At 67.1% G+C, this 15,562-nt stretch carries 15 protein-coding genes; 13 read left to right on the plus strand and 2 right to left on the minus strand.

The features are described from left to right. The first annotated feature begins 205 nt into the window (after nt 1-205). The 3 genes from PHP91_RS05045 (at nt 206) to PHP91_RS05055 (ending at nt 2,956) form a co-directional block, all read left to right on the plus strand. Complete coding sequence (locus tag PHP91_RS05045; RefSeq protein ID WP_300137784.1) at nt 206-487, plus strand: hypothetical protein; 282 nt, start codon at nt 206-208, stop codon at nt 485-487. Nucleotides 488-588: 101 nt separating this feature from the next. Continuing rightward, on the plus strand, nt 589-2,433 hold the full coding sequence (locus tag PHP91_RS05050) for a UbiD family decarboxylase (RefSeq protein ID WP_300137787.1): 1,845 nt from the start codon (nt 589-591) through the stop codon (nt 2,431-2,433). Between the two features lie 13 nt (nt 2,434-2,446). Then, nucleotides 2,447-2,956, plus strand: coding sequence for a hypothetical protein (locus tag PHP91_RS05055; protein WP_300137790.1), 510 nt, complete (start codon nt 2,447-2,449; stop codon nt 2,954-2,956). A gap of 83 nt (nt 2,957-3,039) precedes the next feature. On the opposite strand, the gene PHP91_RS05060 is transcribed toward PHP91_RS05055, so the two are convergent. Continuing rightward, complete coding sequence (locus PHP91_RS05060; RefSeq protein WP_366141534.1) at nt 3,040-3,444, minus strand: Hpt domain-containing protein; 405 nt, start codon at nt 3,442-3,444, stop codon at nt 3,040-3,042. Beyond that, a complete protein-coding gene (locus PHP91_RS05065) occupies nt 3,441-4,382 on the minus strand; it encodes a chemotaxis protein (RefSeq protein WP_300137794.1) in 942 nt (313 codons plus the stop codon). Before PHP91_RS05065 ends, PHP91_RS05060 begins: the two co-directional genes overlap by 4 nt. Before the next feature lie 221 nt (nt 4,383-4,603). Here PHP91_RS05065 and PHP91_RS05070 point away from each other — a divergent pair, with 221 nt between their 5' ends. The 10 genes from PHP91_RS05070 to PHP91_RS05115 all read left to right on the plus strand — a co-directional run bounded on the left by PHP91_RS05070 (nt 4,604) and on the right by PHP91_RS05115 (nt 15,529). Further along, nucleotides 4,604-7,558 (plus strand): NAD-glutamate dehydrogenase domain-containing protein, encoded by a 2,955-nt coding sequence (locus tag PHP91_RS05070; RefSeq protein WP_300137797.1) that lies wholly within the window; start codon nt 4,604-4,606, stop codon nt 7,556-7,558. Between the two features lie 105 nt (nt 7,559-7,663). Beyond that, the gene (tpx, locus tag PHP91_RS05075) at nt 7,664-8,182 is read left to right on the plus strand and encodes a thiol peroxidase (protein ID WP_300137800.1); all 519 of its coding nucleotides are present in this window, start codon (nt 7,664-7,666) and stop codon (nt 8,180-8,182) included. A gap of 122 nt (nt 8,183-8,304) precedes the next feature. After that, nucleotides 8,305-8,661 carry a metalloregulator ArsR/SmtB family transcription factor gene (locus tag PHP91_RS05080; protein ID WP_300137803.1) on the plus strand — a complete coding sequence of 119 codons (357 nt, stop codon included), beginning with the start codon at nt 8,305-8,307 and terminating at the stop codon, nt 8,659-8,661. Between the two features lie 215 nt (nt 8,662-8,876). Then, entirely contained in the window at nt 8,877-9,923 is a 1,047-nt protein-coding gene (locus PHP91_RS05085; RefSeq protein ID WP_300137807.1) for an SO_0444 family Cu/Zn efflux transporter, read from the plus strand. Between the two features lie 101 nt (nt 9,924-10,024). After that, entirely contained in the window at nt 10,025-10,951 is a 927-nt protein-coding gene (locus PHP91_RS05090; protein WP_300137810.1) for an ABC transporter substrate-binding protein, read from the plus strand. Next, nucleotides 10,952-11,686 carry an ABC transporter ATP-binding protein gene (locus PHP91_RS05095; RefSeq protein ID WP_300137813.1) on the plus strand — a complete coding sequence of 245 codons (735 nt, stop codon included), beginning with the start codon at nt 10,952-10,954 and terminating at the stop codon, nt 11,684-11,686. Nucleotides 11,687-11,688: 2 nt separating this feature from the next. After that, entirely contained in the window at nt 11,689-12,441 is a 753-nt protein-coding gene (locus PHP91_RS05100) for an ABC transporter permease (protein WP_300137909.1), read from the plus strand. Between the two features lie 12 nt (nt 12,442-12,453). After that, nucleotides 12,454-13,422 carry a PhoH family protein gene (locus PHP91_RS05105; protein WP_300137911.1) on the plus strand — a complete coding sequence of 323 codons (969 nt, stop codon included), beginning with the start codon at nt 12,454-12,456 and terminating at the stop codon, nt 13,420-13,422. Nucleotides 13,423-13,424: 2 nt separating this feature from the next. After that, nucleotides 13,425-13,958: an rRNA maturation RNase YbeY gene (gene ybeY, locus PHP91_RS05110; RefSeq protein ID WP_300137816.1), complete on the plus strand. Its 534-nt coding sequence runs from the start codon at nt 13,425-13,427 to the stop codon at nt 13,956-13,958. Next, nucleotides 13,958-15,529: an ATP-binding protein gene (locus PHP91_RS05115; protein ID WP_300137819.1), complete on the plus strand. Its 1,572-nt coding sequence runs from the start codon at nt 13,958-13,960 to the stop codon at nt 15,527-15,529. The genes ybeY and PHP91_RS05115 overlap by 1 nt, the downstream gene beginning before the upstream one ends. Nucleotides 15,530-15,562 lie beyond the last annotated feature (33 nt).

A 15,562-nucleotide genomic window follows, 5' to 3' on the forward strand; every position in this document is an offset into this window, starting at 1 on the left:
TCCTTGGCGGTGTCGGATGTGAACGATTCCTAACACAATCCCGGGCGAAGGCAAAGGGAAGCGGCCCTTCCGACCGGGCCGGGCGAGAGATCCCCGCGCCGCCCGGGAGGGAATGCGGACGCCATGCGCCGCCAAAAAATAATACCGCGCCAGGAAGGGGTGTGCTTACCTCCAGAATTGGGAAACCAGTTTGTCCGGAGGTGGAATGATGCGTAAATTGTCAACCATTTCAAGTCGTTGTAACAAGTGCGTCTTTTATCAGCACCGCTGCGTCCTGGGGCATCGCCGTCCGTGGAACGCCGCCGCCTGTGACGACTACCGGCCTTATTGTCTGATCTGCAATTATCCCCAGGTCTATTGCAATACCTGCCCGAACCTGCTTTCGCGACGGCTCAAGCCGCTCGCCTTCGACCGCGATGCGCGGCTCGAACGGTTCCAGCCGGTGGATTTCGACTGCGTGTGGAACGGGTCCGCCCCGACCGCCTAGCCGTTTTTCGTCCCGGTTCCCGCGCCCGGTCCATTTCTCCCCTTAACTTTTCCTTCCGTTCCGTCTAGATTGACCGGCTGAAACAACCAACGGGAACCGCCATGGGATACAGGAACACCAGGGAATGCCTTGAGGCGCTTGAGGCCAGGGGCGAGCTCGTGCGCATCGAGAAGTGCGTGGACGCACACCTTGAGGCCGGGGCCATCCAGCGCCGCGTCTGCCGCGCCGGGGGCCCGGCGCTGCTTTTCACCAACGTCAAGGGATGCCGTTTCCCCATGGCCGCCAATCTCTACGGCACCATGGACCGGATGCGCTTCCTTTTCCGCGACACCGTGGACACGGTCAGGGCCCTGATGCGGCTCAAGCTCAGCCCCATGGAGGCGTTGAAGAAGCCCCGGCGCTACCTGGGCGCGCCCCTGGCAGCCTGGCACACCCTGCCGAAAAAAGTCGCCACCGGGCCGGTGCTGCAAAACCAGACCGCCATCTCTCAACTGCCGCACCTGGTCTCCTGGCCCATGGACGGCGGCAGCTACGTGACCCTGCCCCAGGTCTACACCGAGAATCCGGCCAAGCCGGGATTCGGCGGGTCCAACCTCGGCATGTACCGGGTGCAGCTCACGGGCAACGATTACGCGCCCGACCGCGAGGTGGGGCTGCACTACCAGATTCACCGGGGCATCGGCCCCCACCACGCCGAAGCCATCCGCCGGGGCGAGCCGCTCCGGGTCAACATCTTCGTGGGCGGCGCGCCCGCCATGACCCTGGCGGCGGTCATGCCCCTGCCCGACGGCTTTCCCGAACTCTTCTTCGCCGGGGCCATGGCCGGGCATCGCATCGCCATGGTCACACCGGGCGGCGGCCTGCCCATCCCGGCCGAGGCGGATTTCTGCATCAGCGGCATCCTGGAGCAGGGTGGGCAGAAGCCCGAGGGGCCCTTCGGCGACCATCTGGGCTACTACAGCCTGGCCCACGATTTTCCTGTGCTGAAGGTGGACAGGGTCTGGCACCGCAACGACGCGATTTGGCCTTTCACCACGGTGGGCCGTCCGCCCCAGGAGGACACGGTCTTCGGCGCGTTCATCCACGAACTGACCGCCGACCTGGTCTCCTCCGTATTCGCCGGGGTGCACGAGGTCCATGCCGTGGACGCGGCCGGGGTGCACCCGCTGCTCCTGGCCGTGGGCAGCGAGCGCTACGTGCCCTATGCGGCCGTGCGCCAGCCGCAGGAACTGCTGACCAACGCCATGGCCCTGCTCGGCACCACCCAGACCTCGCTCTCCAAGTACGTCTTCATCGCGGCGGCCGAGGACCTGCGGCCGGGCGTGACCTGCCACGACGTGCCCGCCTTCTTCCGCCACATGCTGGAGCGGGCGGACCTGACCCGCGACCTGCACTTCATCACCCGGACCACCATCGACACCCTGGACTACTCGGGCATCAGCCTGAACCAGGGGTCCAAGCTCATTTTTGCGGCCGCCGGGGAGCCCAAGCGCGAGCTGGCCTGCGAGTTGCCGGCCGGCATGGACCTGCCGCGCGGCTTCCGCGACCCCGCGGTTTTCGCGCCGGGCGTCCTGGTCCTCAAGGGCCCCAGGCACCAGCGCAAGCGCGACCGGCAGGACCCGGCCATGGACCGGCTGGCCGCCGTCCTGGAGAAGGTGAAGGGCATCGAGGGGTTCCCCCTGATCGTGGTGGCGGACGACGCCGGGTTCACGGCCAAGGACTGGGACAATTTCCTCTGGGTGGCCTTCACCCGGTCGGACCCGGCCACGGACATGTACGGGGTGGAGGGTTTTACCCACGCCAAGCACTGGGGCGCGAAAAAGGCCGTGGTCATCGACGCCCGGCTCAAGACCTATCACGCGCCGCCGCTGACGCCCGATCCCGAGGTGGAGAAGCGGGTGGACGCCCTGGGCGCGCCCGGCGGCGCATTGCACGGAATCATCTAGCAACGGAGAGGATATGGACGAGAAAGTGATCCGCGACCTGAAGCTGGCCTTTGCCTGCGACCTGTACGAGACGGTCAAGGCGGCCCGGAAGAATCGGGACGAGCACGCCTTTCGCCACACCATGGCCGAGGAGGGCGGGAAGATGGTCTTCGCCGCGGTCTTTCCCAAGAAGGACATCCTGGAATTCCCCGACCTGGACGACGATTTCGTCGCCCGGCTCAAGACCTTCAACCTGCTCGGCGTGGTCACGGACGGCGAGAGCGGGCTGGACGTCTTCCACCTGGGCGGCATGAACAAGCCCTTCACCTCGGCCGAGGACGGCCGGGACATCGCCAAGGTCCTGGCCGACGAGCCCCTGGCCGCCTTCCTTCGGCTCTACTTTCAGGCCAAGGGCATCCTTATCGACTTCACGGCCATGAACCATGAGGAATTCCTCCAGGCCGTGGAGGGCGAGGTGTTCAAGAACACCTCCTTCTCCCGCATGCAGGAGGCGGACGAACTGCTCCGCACCCTGGAGAACTAGGCGGCTTCCCGCTTCGGACGGCAAAGGCCGCGTCCTTCCGGGCGCGGCCTTTTCGATGTCGGGCCGGTGGGCGGCGCTGGCGGTCAGGCCCCGTCGCGCCCTTTCCGCACGGCCATTTCGAGCATGGCGGTGTGCAGGCGGATGGAGATGGAGTCGCTGCGCTCGACGTTTCCCACCAGTTCGCGGAGTTTGTCCACGGACTCCAGGCAGGCGGTGATGACCGTCTCGTTGACCAGGAGCCGGCCCTGGCGGATCATCTCCAGGACGTTCTCCAGCTTGTGGGCCAGGGTCTCGATGTTGGCGAGCTTGAGCAGGTTGGCCCCGGCCTTGATGGAGTGGGCGTCGCGAAAGACGGAGTTGATCACGCCGTCGCCGTCGTCCGAGCCGCTCTCCAGGCGCAACAGTCCGGACTCCACGGCGTCGAGGCGTTCCGCGGTTTCTTCGAGAAAAACTTCGAGGACCTGGTCCCCGTGATTGATTTCGGTCAAGCGCTTGTTCCTTCGATCAGGGCGATGGCCTGGGCCGGTATGGTGTACAGGTCGGGCTTGGATATCTGGAGATCGGCTCCGACGGAATCGCCCTTGTGCTTGAGTTCCTTCGTAATGATGGAAGAATACAATATGACCGGGAGCTTTTGCAAGATCGGGTCGGTCTTGATGTTTTTGGTCAGGGAGAAGCCGTCCATGAGGGGCATCTCGATGTCCGAGACCACGATGTTCACGAATTCGGTGATGTCCTTGCCTTCCGCCTCGGCCTGGCGCTTGAGGGCCATGATGGCCTTGAGGGCCTCGTCCCCGTTGTTGGTGACGCGCAGTTTGAAGTTGGCCCTGGTCAGTTGCTGCTCCAGCATCATGCGGATGGTGGCGGAGTCGTCGGCCACCAGGACCTTGTACTCCTTTTCCGAGACCATGATGTCTTCCTTCACGTCGGGCTCGATCTGGGTGAGGATGGTCTCCAGGTCCAGGAGCTGGATGAAGTGGTCGTTCTTGTCCACCAGGCCGACGATGGAGTCCGTGGACTGGGTGATGACGCTGGTGGGCGGGATGACCTCGCCCCAGCCCACCCGGTGGATCTCGGTGACGCCCGAGACCAGGAAGCCGGTGACGGTCTTGCTGAACTCGGTGACGATGACGATGTCCCGGTTGGTCTTGGGCATGTTCAGCTCCAGCCAGACCGAGAGGTCGAGGACGGGCAGGATGATGTCGCGCAACGGGATGGTTCCCATGAACGATGGATGGGGCGCCGATTCCGGCGGCTCCAGGTTCGGGGTCTCGATGACCTGCATGACCTTGGCCACGTTGATGCCGAAGTAGTTTTTCACCTCCCGGCCGTCCTCCATGGTCTCAATGATGTAAAATTCGAGGATTTCCAGCTCATTGGTCCCCGTTTCCAGGAGAATACCGGTATCGATGGCGCTCTTTTGCATGTTTTCCTCTCTTTCCGACTGCGTGCCGTGGGTAAAAAAGGCATACTGGTCTTCGTCTCTGCTCATATCCCGCCCCGAAAAATATGTCCATGCCGTTAGAATGACGGGGGGAACATTTATAATGCCGTTGCGCTGTTCCCGGCGGCCAGGTCCTTGACTCGCCCGGGCGGTACATGCACAGTCATCATCAGGGAAAAAGCCCTTTCGGGCGGGAGGTGAGAATGCCGGAATCCCTGTCGGACGGCGCGGGAATCGCCGGGGAGGTCAAGCGGCGGCTGGGCGACTCCGTGGAGTCGCTGGTCACATGGTTCCACGAGCAGATGCCGGAATACTATTTCCGCACGCACGGCCGGGAGGAGCGCATCCGCCACCTCATGGCCCTGGCCTCGGGCATGGTCCGCGAGGAGCGGCAGTCCGTGGTCCTGCACAGCCCGTGCAACTCCATGGTCACCCACATCACCACGGGCGGCGACATGCGCGCCCTGGCCGGGGTCCTGGCCGGATATCTGGACCGCGAAATCCAGATGGCCCGCATCTATTCCAGCCGGGACGACGAGATCCGGCTCGACACCTTTCTCTTCGGCCCGCAGCCTCGCTGCTCGCGCACGGGCGGGGCCCTGCCCGGCGTCCTCGAACGGGTGCGTCGGGGCGGGACGGCCGTCTCCGGCGACGAGACGGCCCGGTTCGAAACCTTCCTGGCCTCGGCCAGCGAGGACTACGTGGAGAAGTTCGAGGCGGACCGGGCCGTGCGCCATTTCCGCACCTGCGGCTGCCTGAGGGGGCGGGAACGGGTGGAGGTGCTGCTGGAAAAGGACGTTCACCCCGGCTTCGACCGCATCGCCGTGGCCATGGAGAACCCGCCCGCCAGGGGGCTGCTCTACCGGGTGGTCAACGTCTTCGCCCGCGAGGGCGTGCCCGTGGACCGGGCCTATGCCGACCGGTTCGAGCCCGAGGGCGGGGCGACCATGGCCATCATGAGCTTCTACGTGGATCAGGCCCGGCTGAACCTTGAGGAGAACGATCCGCGCTGGCTCCGGCTCCGGCGGCAACTGGAGCTGACCAAGTGGTTCGCCCTGCACGGGCTGGAGACCCTGGCCGACGAGAACGGCTGGGAGCTGGGCAAGGTCATGCTCTTCCAGGCCGCCTGCGAGTTCGCCCATCAGTTCCTCGTCTCGCGCGACATCCATGCCTATACCTCGGCCCGCATCCTCCACGCCGTGCTCCGCCACCGCGACCTGGCCGAGACGCTCTTCGCCTATTTCGAGGCGAGGTTCGACCCGGCGCGTTCCGGGGACCGCCGGGCGGCCATGGCCCTGGCGCGGGCGGCCGTGCGCGCCGGGCTGGCCGACGTGGACGACGAGGTCAGCCGCGACATCCTGACCTACATCTACCGCTTCTTCCGCTACACCCTGCGCACCAACTACTACCTGGCGCACAAGCTGGGCCTGAGCTTTCGCCTGGACCCGATCATCCTGGCGCCCCTGCCGTTCCGGGTGCGGCCCTTCGGCATCTACTGCTTCCACGGCCCGTACTGCTTCGCCTTCCACGTCCGCTATCGCGACATGGCGCGCGGCGGCGTCCGCGTGGTCCGCACCCGCAGCCAGGAGCAGTTCGAAATGGAGTCCAACCGGCTTCTGGACGAGGCCACCAAGCTGGCGCGGGCCCAGCAGTTCAAGAACAAGGACATCCCCGAGGGAGGCTCCAAGGCGGTCATTCTGCTCGGGCCCGAGGCGGAGATCGACCTGGCCGTGCGCTCGGTGGTGGACGCCTTCCTGGACCTGCTGGTCCGGCCCGAGGGGGCCGAGGGGTTCGTGGGGCCGGGCATCGTGGACCACCTGGGCCGCGATGAGGTCATCTTCCTCGGCCCGGACGAGAACATCACCCCGGCCCACATCGAATGGATGGCGGCCCGGGCGGCCCGGCGGGGCTACCGCTGGCCCGCCACCTTCATGAGCTCCAAGCCGGGGGCGGGCATCGCCCACAAGCGGTACGGCGTGACCAGCGAGGGGGTCATCGTATTTGCCGAGGCCCTGCTGCGCACCTTGGGCATCGACCCTCGCGCCCGGCCGTTCTCGGTCAAGCTGACCGGCGGCCCGGCCGGGGACGTGGCCTCCAACGTCATGAAGATCCTCATCCGCGAATACGGCGAGAACGCCCGCATCGTGGCCATGAGCGACGGCCACGGAGCGGTCTTCGACCCCGAGGGCATGGACCACGCGGAGCTGATGCGGCTCATCGAGGGCGGCCTGCGCGCCTCGGACTTCGACCCGGCGCGGCTCAGGGGGGAGGGGGCCCTCGTCGCCTCCACGGCCGATCCCGGCGGCGTCCGGCTGCGCAACACGATTCACAACACGGCGCGCGCGGACCTGTTCATCCCCTCGGGAGGGCGGCCCGAGACCATCAACCGGACCAACTGGAAGCAGTTCCTGGGCCGGGACGGCGTCCCCTCGGCCAGGGGCGTCGTCGAGGGGGCCAACATCTTCATTTCCGTGGACGCGCGCGTCGAGCTGGAGCGGGCGGGCGTTCCGGTGGTGCCCGGACCGTCGGCCAACAAGACCGGGGTCATCTGCTCGTCCTACGAGATCCTGGCCGGGCTGGTCCTGAGCGAGGCGGAGTTCCTGGAGATCAAGGAGCGGTACGTCAGCGAGCTGCTGGACATCCTCCGGGCCAGGGCCGGGGCCGAGGCGAACCTGCTCATGCGCGAGTACCGGCTGGCGGGCGGGAGGCGGACCATCACCGAGCTCTCCTACGCCGTGTCCGAGTCCATCAACGCGCTGGGGGACGCCGTGGCCGAGGTGCTGGCGGCGGAGGACTCCCGTCCGGCCGACGACCCTGTCCTGCGCGAGGTCATCCTGGCCTATTGCCCGGCCGTGCTGGCCGAGCGGTACGGCGACCGCGTCCTGAACGACCTGCCGCGGCCCCACCAGATAGCCCTGGTGGCCGCTTTCGTCGCGGCCCGGATGCTGTACCAGGAGGGGCTGGGCTGGGCCGAGGGGCTCATCGCCGTGCGCGGCGTCAGGGCGGTGGTCTTCGACTACCTGGTGGAAGAGCGGCGGCTTGGCGCGCTCCTGGCCGAGGTCCGCGCGGCCGGGCTGCCGGACGGCGCGGTCGTGGCCGAGATCCTGGAGCGCGAGGGGCGCAAGCGGCTGACTCTGGACCGCCTCGGCCTGGGGTGAGCCGGAAATATATCGAAGAAAGTGCTTGATGTTTCATGGACGCAGTTGTAGTAATAATGATTATCACTTAGTTATTCCTTCCACCGAAAACATAGGAGTTGCATCATGAACGAGAGAAAAGGAGCCGCCGCCTTCGAGGGTAATCCCCTGACCCTGGTGGGGCCTGAACTGAAAGTGGGCGACGCCGCCCCGGATTTCACCGTCACCGCCAACGACCTGGCCCCGGCCTCCCTGGCCGACTACAAGGGCAAGGTGGTCATCGTGGCCTCGGTGCCCTCCCTGGACACCCCTGTCTGCGACATGGAGACCCGCCGCTTCAACACCGAGGCGGCCGCCCTGGGCGACGACGTGGTCATCCTGACCGTGAGCATGGACCTGCCTTTCGCCCAGTCCCGCTGGTGCGGCGCCGCTGGCGTGGAGGCCGTGAAGACCCTGTCCGACCACAAGGACGCGTCCTTCGGTCTGGGCTGGGGCGCGCTCATCAAGGAGCTCCGGCTGCTCACCCGCGCCGTCTTCGTCCTGGACCGGAAGGGGACCATCGCCTACGTCCAGTACCTCAAGGAGATCACCGAGGAGCCGGATTACGCCGCAGCCCTCGACGCCGCCAGAAAACTGGTGGGCTGATCCGCCCTGCATCCGTTCCATCGGCCGCTTCCCGAAAGGGGGCGGCCTTTTTCATGGCTTGACAGAGTGGGCGGTTATATCTATATTTATAACATATGAACATTCAAACAGATGAGGATGACATGACCGGAATGGCCTGTAGCGTGACAAGCGAGCACAACCACAACGTGAAGATGGTACAGGAGCGGATGCTCTCCGAGCGGGAGTTCCTGTTCCTGGCGGAACTGTTCAAGGCCTTCGGCGACTACACCAGGGCGCGCATCCTTTTCGCCCTGTCCATCCACGAGCTGTGCGTCTGCGCGCTGGCCGAGGTGCTCGACATGTCGCAGTCGGCCATCTCGCACCAGCTCCGGCTCCTCCGCGCGGCCAAGCTGGTGCGCTACCGCAAGGAAGGCAAGAACGTGTTTTACGCCCTGGATGACGATCACGTGCGCAACCTCATCGGCCAGGGAATCGACCACATCCGGGAGCAGGGGTAGCTTCCGGTTGCGGGCGGGATGGCGGACTCCTTCTCCCTGGCGGCGCCGCAGGGTACGTCCGGCCGGTCGGCAAACAGAGGATCGACGAAGTTTGCCATGCCGCTTTTCACAGGCGGTCGGTTCCGTTTGCGGTAAACCGGCCCGGGGTGATATATTTTTTTTCTCTATTGCATGAGCAGATACTCAATTATGACGAAAGACAAGGTGTTTCAAGGATGGATGTGATCCCGGCGGTGGCGGTGGAGTCCTGGCGCGTGCTGGTGGAGGCCGCGCCCTACGTCCTGTTCGGATTTTTTGTGGCCGGGCTGCTCAAGGCCTTTGTGCCGGATTCGTTCATGGCCGCGCATCTGGGCGGCAACGGGCTCGGGTCCGTGGTCAAGGCCGCGCTTCTCGGCGTGCCGCTTCCGCTCTGCTCATGCGGCGTGCTGCCCGCGGCCCTGGGGCTGCGCCGCCAGGGGGCGGGCAGGGGAGCGGCCACGGCCTTCATGATCGCCACCCCGGAGACGGGCGTGGATTCCATGGCCGTGACCTGGGCCCTCATCGACCCGTTGATGACCGTCATCCGGCCCGTGGCCGCCCTGGTCACCGCCGTGTCCGCCGGGTGGCTGGTCAACGTCTTTCCGGAAAAGGAGCCAGCGCCCCCGCCCCTGGCCGCGCCGGTCGCGTCCTGCGGCTGCCAGGACTGCGGCTGCGGCGGGAATGACCCTGCGGCCCCGACGTTCGCGGCCAGGTTCCGCTCCGGCATGGCCTTCGCCTTCGGCGAGATGATCGGCGACATCGGGCGCTGGCTGCTCCTGGGCGTGGTGGTGGCGGGCGTCATCGGCGCGGCCGTGCCCGACGACCTGCTCTCCTCCTTTGCCGGGGGGCCGCTCTCCTATCTGGTCATGCTGGGGGTGGCTCTGCCGCTCTACGTCTGCGCCACGGCCTCCACGCCCATCGCCGCCTCGCTCCTGCTCAAGGGCATCTCGCCCGGCGCGGCCCTGGTCTTCCTGCTGGCCGGACCGGCCACCAACGGCGCGACCGTCACGGTCATGCTCAAGACCCTGGGCCGCCGCGCCACCGCGCTCTACCTGGCCTCCATCGTCACCTGCTCCCTGGGGCTGGCCTTCGTGGTGGACCGCCTCTACGCCGCCCTGGGCCTGGACATCCGCGCCGCCGTGGCCGAGGCGGGGGAGACCCTGCCGCACTGGGCGGGCGTGGCCTCGGCCCTGGTCCTTCTCGGCCTGGTGGCGCGCGGGCTGCTGCCGCGCCGGGGCGGCTGAGGGGCGTGATCCGATCCCGGTCGGGATCTGTCCGCTCCGCCTTTTCTTTCCTCTTCGACCGTGGTACATCTCCCGCCACCAAAACCGATGGAGAATCAGGAATGAAGAAACTGCTCATCGCCGTGTGCTGCGTCCTGCTCTGGGCCACTTCCGTCCGGGCGGAGAAGGTGCGCATCCGTTTCGGCGTGCTGCCGGTGCTGGATACCCTGCCCATGGAAGTGGCCGTGCGCGACGGCCTGTTCGCCGCCCATGGGCTGGATGTGGAACTGGTCCGCTTCACCTCGGCCCTGGAGCGCGACACCGCCATGCAGGCGGGCCAGATCGACGGCTATTTCGGCGACCTGGTGGCCACCCACCTGCTCATCGACCGGGGCGTGCCCATGTACATCGCCCTGACCTCCTGGAGGACCTCGCCCGGCCATCCCATGTTCGGCATCGCCCTGTCCCCGGCCAATAAGGACAAGAACACCTCCCAACTGCGCGGCGCCAAGCTGGGCCTCTCCAAGTCCACCATCATGGAATTCCTGGGCGACAGGATGGAGCGCAACCTCGGCGTTGCGCCCGACTATTTCTCCCGCATGGAAGTGAAGAAGATGCCCATCCGCTTCCAAATGCTCATGTCCGACCAGTTGGACGCGGCCCTGCTGCCCGAGCCGCTGCTCTCCCTGGCCCGGCTCCAGGGGGGCGGGGTTCTGGCCATCGCCGACAATCTCGACCTGCCGCTGACCGTGCTCTGCCTGCACCGCCGCTATTTCAGGGACGGCTCCAAGACCTATCTGGCCTTTGTCGCCGCTTACGGCCAGGCCGTGAGCCGGTTGGCCACCACGCCCGAAAGGTACCGTCCGCTCATGGCCGAGACCTGCCGCATTCCCAAACCGCTGGTGGCCAAGTTCCCGGTTTACCCCTATCCGGCCCCGGCCCTGCCCACCCCGGCGGAGCTGGCCGACGTGCAGCAGTGGATGATCGCCAAGGGGCTGCTCAAGGCGCGCATCCCCGACGCACAGATTCTGCCCCCGGTCGTTCCCTAGATGCTGACCGCCGAGAACCTCGGAAAATCCTACGGCGGCCAGGCCGTCCTGGAAGACGTCTCCTTCTCCCTCGGGGAGGAGGAGACGCTGGCCATCGTCGGCCCGTCTGGCTGCGGCAAGACCACGCTGCTCTACCTGCTGAGCGGGCTGGTCAGGCCGGACGCGGGCCGCATCCTGGTGGACGGCGCGCCCGTGGCCGGTCCGGGCCCGGACATTTCCATCATCCTCCAGGACTACGGCCTGCTGCCCTGGCGCACCGTGGTGGACAACGTGGCCCTGGGCCTCAAGGTGCGCGGCGTTGGCCGGGCGGAGCGGCTCGACAGGGCCCGCCGCCAACTGGCCGAGCTGGGCATAGCGGGCCGCGACGCCGACTATCCGGCCAACCTGAGCGGCGGCGAGCAGCAGCGGGTGGCCATCGCCCGCGCTTTTGTCACCCGGCCCCGGCTGATGCTCCTGGACGAGCCCTTTTCCTCTCTCGACGCCCTGACCCGCGAGCGGTTGCAGTACGCGCTGCTCGACGCCTGGAAGCAGCGGCGCGTGCCCTTCGTCCTGGTGACCCACTCCCTGGAGGAGGCCGTGGTTCTGGGCAAGCGGATCATGGTCATGTCCGACCGCCCGGCGCGGCCCGTGCGCGTCTTCGACAACCCCGGCTTCGGCAGCCGCTCCATCCTCGACACCGAGGCGTGCTTCAACCTCCTGCGCGAGCTGCGGAGCACCGTGGAGGACCTTTGGTGAACCTGAAGCCGCTTTTGCGCTACGCCCTGGTGGTCCTGGTCCTGGGCCTGATCTGGAAGGGGGCGGCCACGGCCCTGGGCGGGATCATCCTGCCCGCGCCCGAGGACGCGGCCCGAGCCTTTTTCTCGGCCATGGCCACGGCGGACTTCTGGGCCCATTTCGCCACCAGCGCCTGGCGGGTGGTGGCGGCCATGGCCCTGGCCTGGCTGACCGCCTTTCCCCTCGGCCTGCTCATGGGCAGCGTGCCGCGCGTCGACGCGCTCCTGGCCCCGTTCATCTTCCTGACCTATCCCATCCCGAAGATCGTGCTCCTGCCGGTCTTCCTGCTCCTCTTCGGCCTGGGGGACACGGCCAAGATCGCCATGATCGCCCTGATCCTGGGATATCAGATCCTGGTGACCACCCGCGACGGGGTGAAGTCCATCCATCCCAAGTATTTCGATTCCGTACGCTCCCTGGGCGGCTCGCGGCGGCACGTCCTGCGCGAGGTCCTGCTGCCCGCGGCGTTGCCCCACGGGTTCACGGCGCTGAGGCTGGGCACGGGCGTGTCCGTGGCCGTGCTCTTCTTTGTGGAATCCTTTGCCACCACGAGGGGCCTGGGCTATATGATCATGGACGCCTGGGGGGCCATGGACTACCTGACCATGTTCTCCGGCATCCTGGGCATGTCCCTGCTCGGCGCGGCCCTTTACGAGATCGCCAACTTCCTGGAACGTCGCGCCTGCCGCTGGATGTTCCTGCGCAACAAAGGATAGGAGGGTTCCGCTCTGCCCGTCATCAAGCTCGAATTCAACGACGCCCGGCTGGCCAACCGCCTCTTCGGCCCGCAGAACCAGCACCTCAAGCTCCTGGGCGAGCGCCTCGGCGCGACCGTCGAGAGCCGGGGCAACGCCGTGACCATCTCGGCCCCCGAGGGCGAGGAGGACCGGGCCGACCTGGCCGCCCAGGTACTGGGCCAGCTCTACGCCATGCTCCGCTCGGGCAAGAAGCTCTATCCCCAGGACGTGGATTTCGCCTGCCGCATCCTGGAGCGCCAGCCCACCGCCGACCTGGGCGAGGTCTTCAAGGAGGACGTGTACGCCGCGTCCGGCAAGCGCACGGTCTCGCCCAAGTCCCTGAACCAGCGCCACTACCTGGACGCCATTCGCGAGCACGACCTGACTTTCGGCATCGGCCCGGCGGGCACGGGCAAGACCTACCTGGCCGTGGCCATGGCCGTGGGCGCGCTGATCCGGCGCGAGGTCAAGCGCATCGTGCTGACCCGCCCGGCCGTGGAGGCCGGGGAGAAGCTCGGGTTCCTGCCCGGCGACCTGGCCGAGAAGATCAACCCGTACCTGCGCCCGCTCTACGACGCCCTGCACGACATGCTCGATTTCGCTAAGGTGCAGGAATACCAGGAAAACGGGGTCATCGAGGTGGCCCCGCTGGCCTTCATGCGCGGCCGCACCCTGAACGACGCCTTCATCATCCTGGACGAGGCCCAGAACACCACGCCCGAGCAGATGAAGATGTTCCTGACCCGGCTGGGCTTCGGCTCGCGCGCCGTGGTCACGGGCGACGTCACCCAGGTGGACCTGCCGAGCAACGCCCGCTCCGGCCTGCTCCACGCCCGAGAGATCCTGGCCGGGGTCAAGGGCGTGCGCTTCGTCACCTTCGACGAGCAGGACGTGGTCCGCCACCCCCTGGTGGGTCGGATCGTCCGCGCCTACGACAAATTCGAGAACGGCGAGCGGTAGGCATGGAAAACACGGTCCGCATATTGCGCGAGACGCGGCTCGACCCGCGGTTTCCCCTGTCCCGGCGCGAACTGGCGGGCCTGTGCGCCCTCATCCTGGACTCGCTAGGCCTGGAGGGGATGCCGGTGACGGTCAAGCTGGTGGACGACCGGGAGATCGCCCGGCTGAACCACGAGTTCCTGGGCTGCGAAGGCCCCACCAACGTCCTGAGTTTCCCGGCCGAGGAGCCGGATGAGGAAGAGTTTTTGTCCGAAGAAGCGGGCGACGCCGACGAAGCGGACGACATGGATGGCATGGACGAGGCGGACAACGAGGACGGCGAACCGGCCGGCCTGGGCGAGCTGGCCCTGTCCGTGGACGCCCTGGCCCGCGAGACCGACCTCTACGGCCAGCCGCCGGTGGCGCACCTGGCGCGGCTGCTGGCCCACGGGTTCCTGCACCTGGCCGGGTACGACCACGGCGAGGCCATGTACGACCTGACCGACGCGGCCGTGGACCGAGCCCTGCTGGAATATCCGGAGACCGAGGAGCGCTGATGCCGACCCGCAACGGCCTGGTAGGCAGGCAACTGTACCGCATCCTTTTCTACGGCGTGATATTCACGGTGCTGGCCGTGGGCGTGCTGGCCTTCTGGGGCGTGCGCGAGATTCGCCGCGACGCCGCCGTGCTGGCCGTGGAGAACTCGGCGCGCGGCCTGTCGGGCGCGGTGACCGTCCTGGTCAACGCGGTGACCAGCGCCAACGACGAGATCGACCTCAAGACCCTGCGTTCCCTCAGTCCCGAGTCCCTGCGCCGGACTCTGTCCGCCATGCTCAAGCGATACCCCAACCTGGCCTCGGTCATGGTCTCGGACGGCAAGGGGCTGCGCTACATGCTCACCCGCCAGCCCGACGGGGCCATGGAGGCCTTGCCCGGCCGGGGCGACGACCCCTCCACGCGGTGGAATTTCGTCAAACCGGACGGGGAGCTGGAGCCCCGCGACGCCGCGCCCGACTTCAACCGCAAGGAGATGGACGGGGCCCTGGCCCAGGAGCTGGCGGCGCTCCAGCCCGGCCAGGTCCGCTGGCGCAGCGCCTCCCGCTTCCACAAGGCGGGCGAGTCCTGGCTCACGGCCTCCAGCCTGGTGGAGAGCGACGGCGAGCACTACCTGATGTCCTACGTCTTTCCCATCAACGCCGTGGCCAACCAGTTGGAAGGGGCGGAGAAGGGCGGCGCGGAACGGATTTTCCTTTACTGGACCAACGGCCGGGTCCTGCCCATCTCCGGCCTGGGCGTGACCCCGGAGGACGGCGACGGCATCTCCCGGGCCTACGACGCCGGGGCCGTGCCCGACCCGGTGGTGGCCGAGGCCACCCGGCGGCTCGCCTCGGGCAGGGCGGCCGAGGGCAAACCCTTCGCCTACGCCGTGAACGGCGAGGCGTGGTGGAGCTACGTCCTGCCACTGACCGTGTTCGGCGACACCATGGCGCTGGGCGTGGCCGTGCCCAGGAAGAACATCGTTTCGGCCCTGACCAGCGACAGTTTCCTGATTTTTTTCGGCGGCTTCCTGGCCCTGCTGGCGGCTGCCGCCCTGGTGGTCCTGCATCGCAACAAGGCGCGCATCGAGGCCATGGGCCATCGCCTGCGCGTCGCGCGTACGGCCCAGGACGTGCTCCGCCTCATCGCCGAGGGGGAGGGCGCCGGGCTGGAGTTCAAGCAGACCCTGCGCTTCAACCTCAAGGCCGGGAAGAACGGCCGCGAGATCGAGCACGCCAGCCTCAAGACCGTGGCCGGGTTCATGAACTCCGACGGCGGGACCCTGCTGGTGGGCGTGGCCGACGATGGCGTGGTCACCGGGTTCGAGGAGGACAAATTCGAGAGCCCGGACAAGGCCCTCCTGCATTTCAACAACCTGTTCAACCAGTGCATCGGCACGGAGTTCGCCCGCTATCTGGACACGGCCGTCATCGAGGTCCAGGGCAAGTCCGTGCTGCGCGCCCACTGTCTGCCCGCCAAGGCCCCGGCCTTCCTCCGGGACGGGAAGACCGAGGAATTCTACGTCCGGAGCGGACCGGCCAGCCGCCAGCTCTCGCTCGTCCAGTTCTACGAGTGGCTCAAGAAGCACTAGCCCCCCCCGAGGCGCGCCCCGGGCCGGTTTTCC

Source organism: Pseudodesulfovibrio sp. (assembly GCF_028692895.1).
Taxonomy (GTDB): Bacteria; Desulfobacterota; Desulfovibrionia; order Desulfovibrionales; family Desulfovibrionaceae; genus Pseudodesulfovibrio.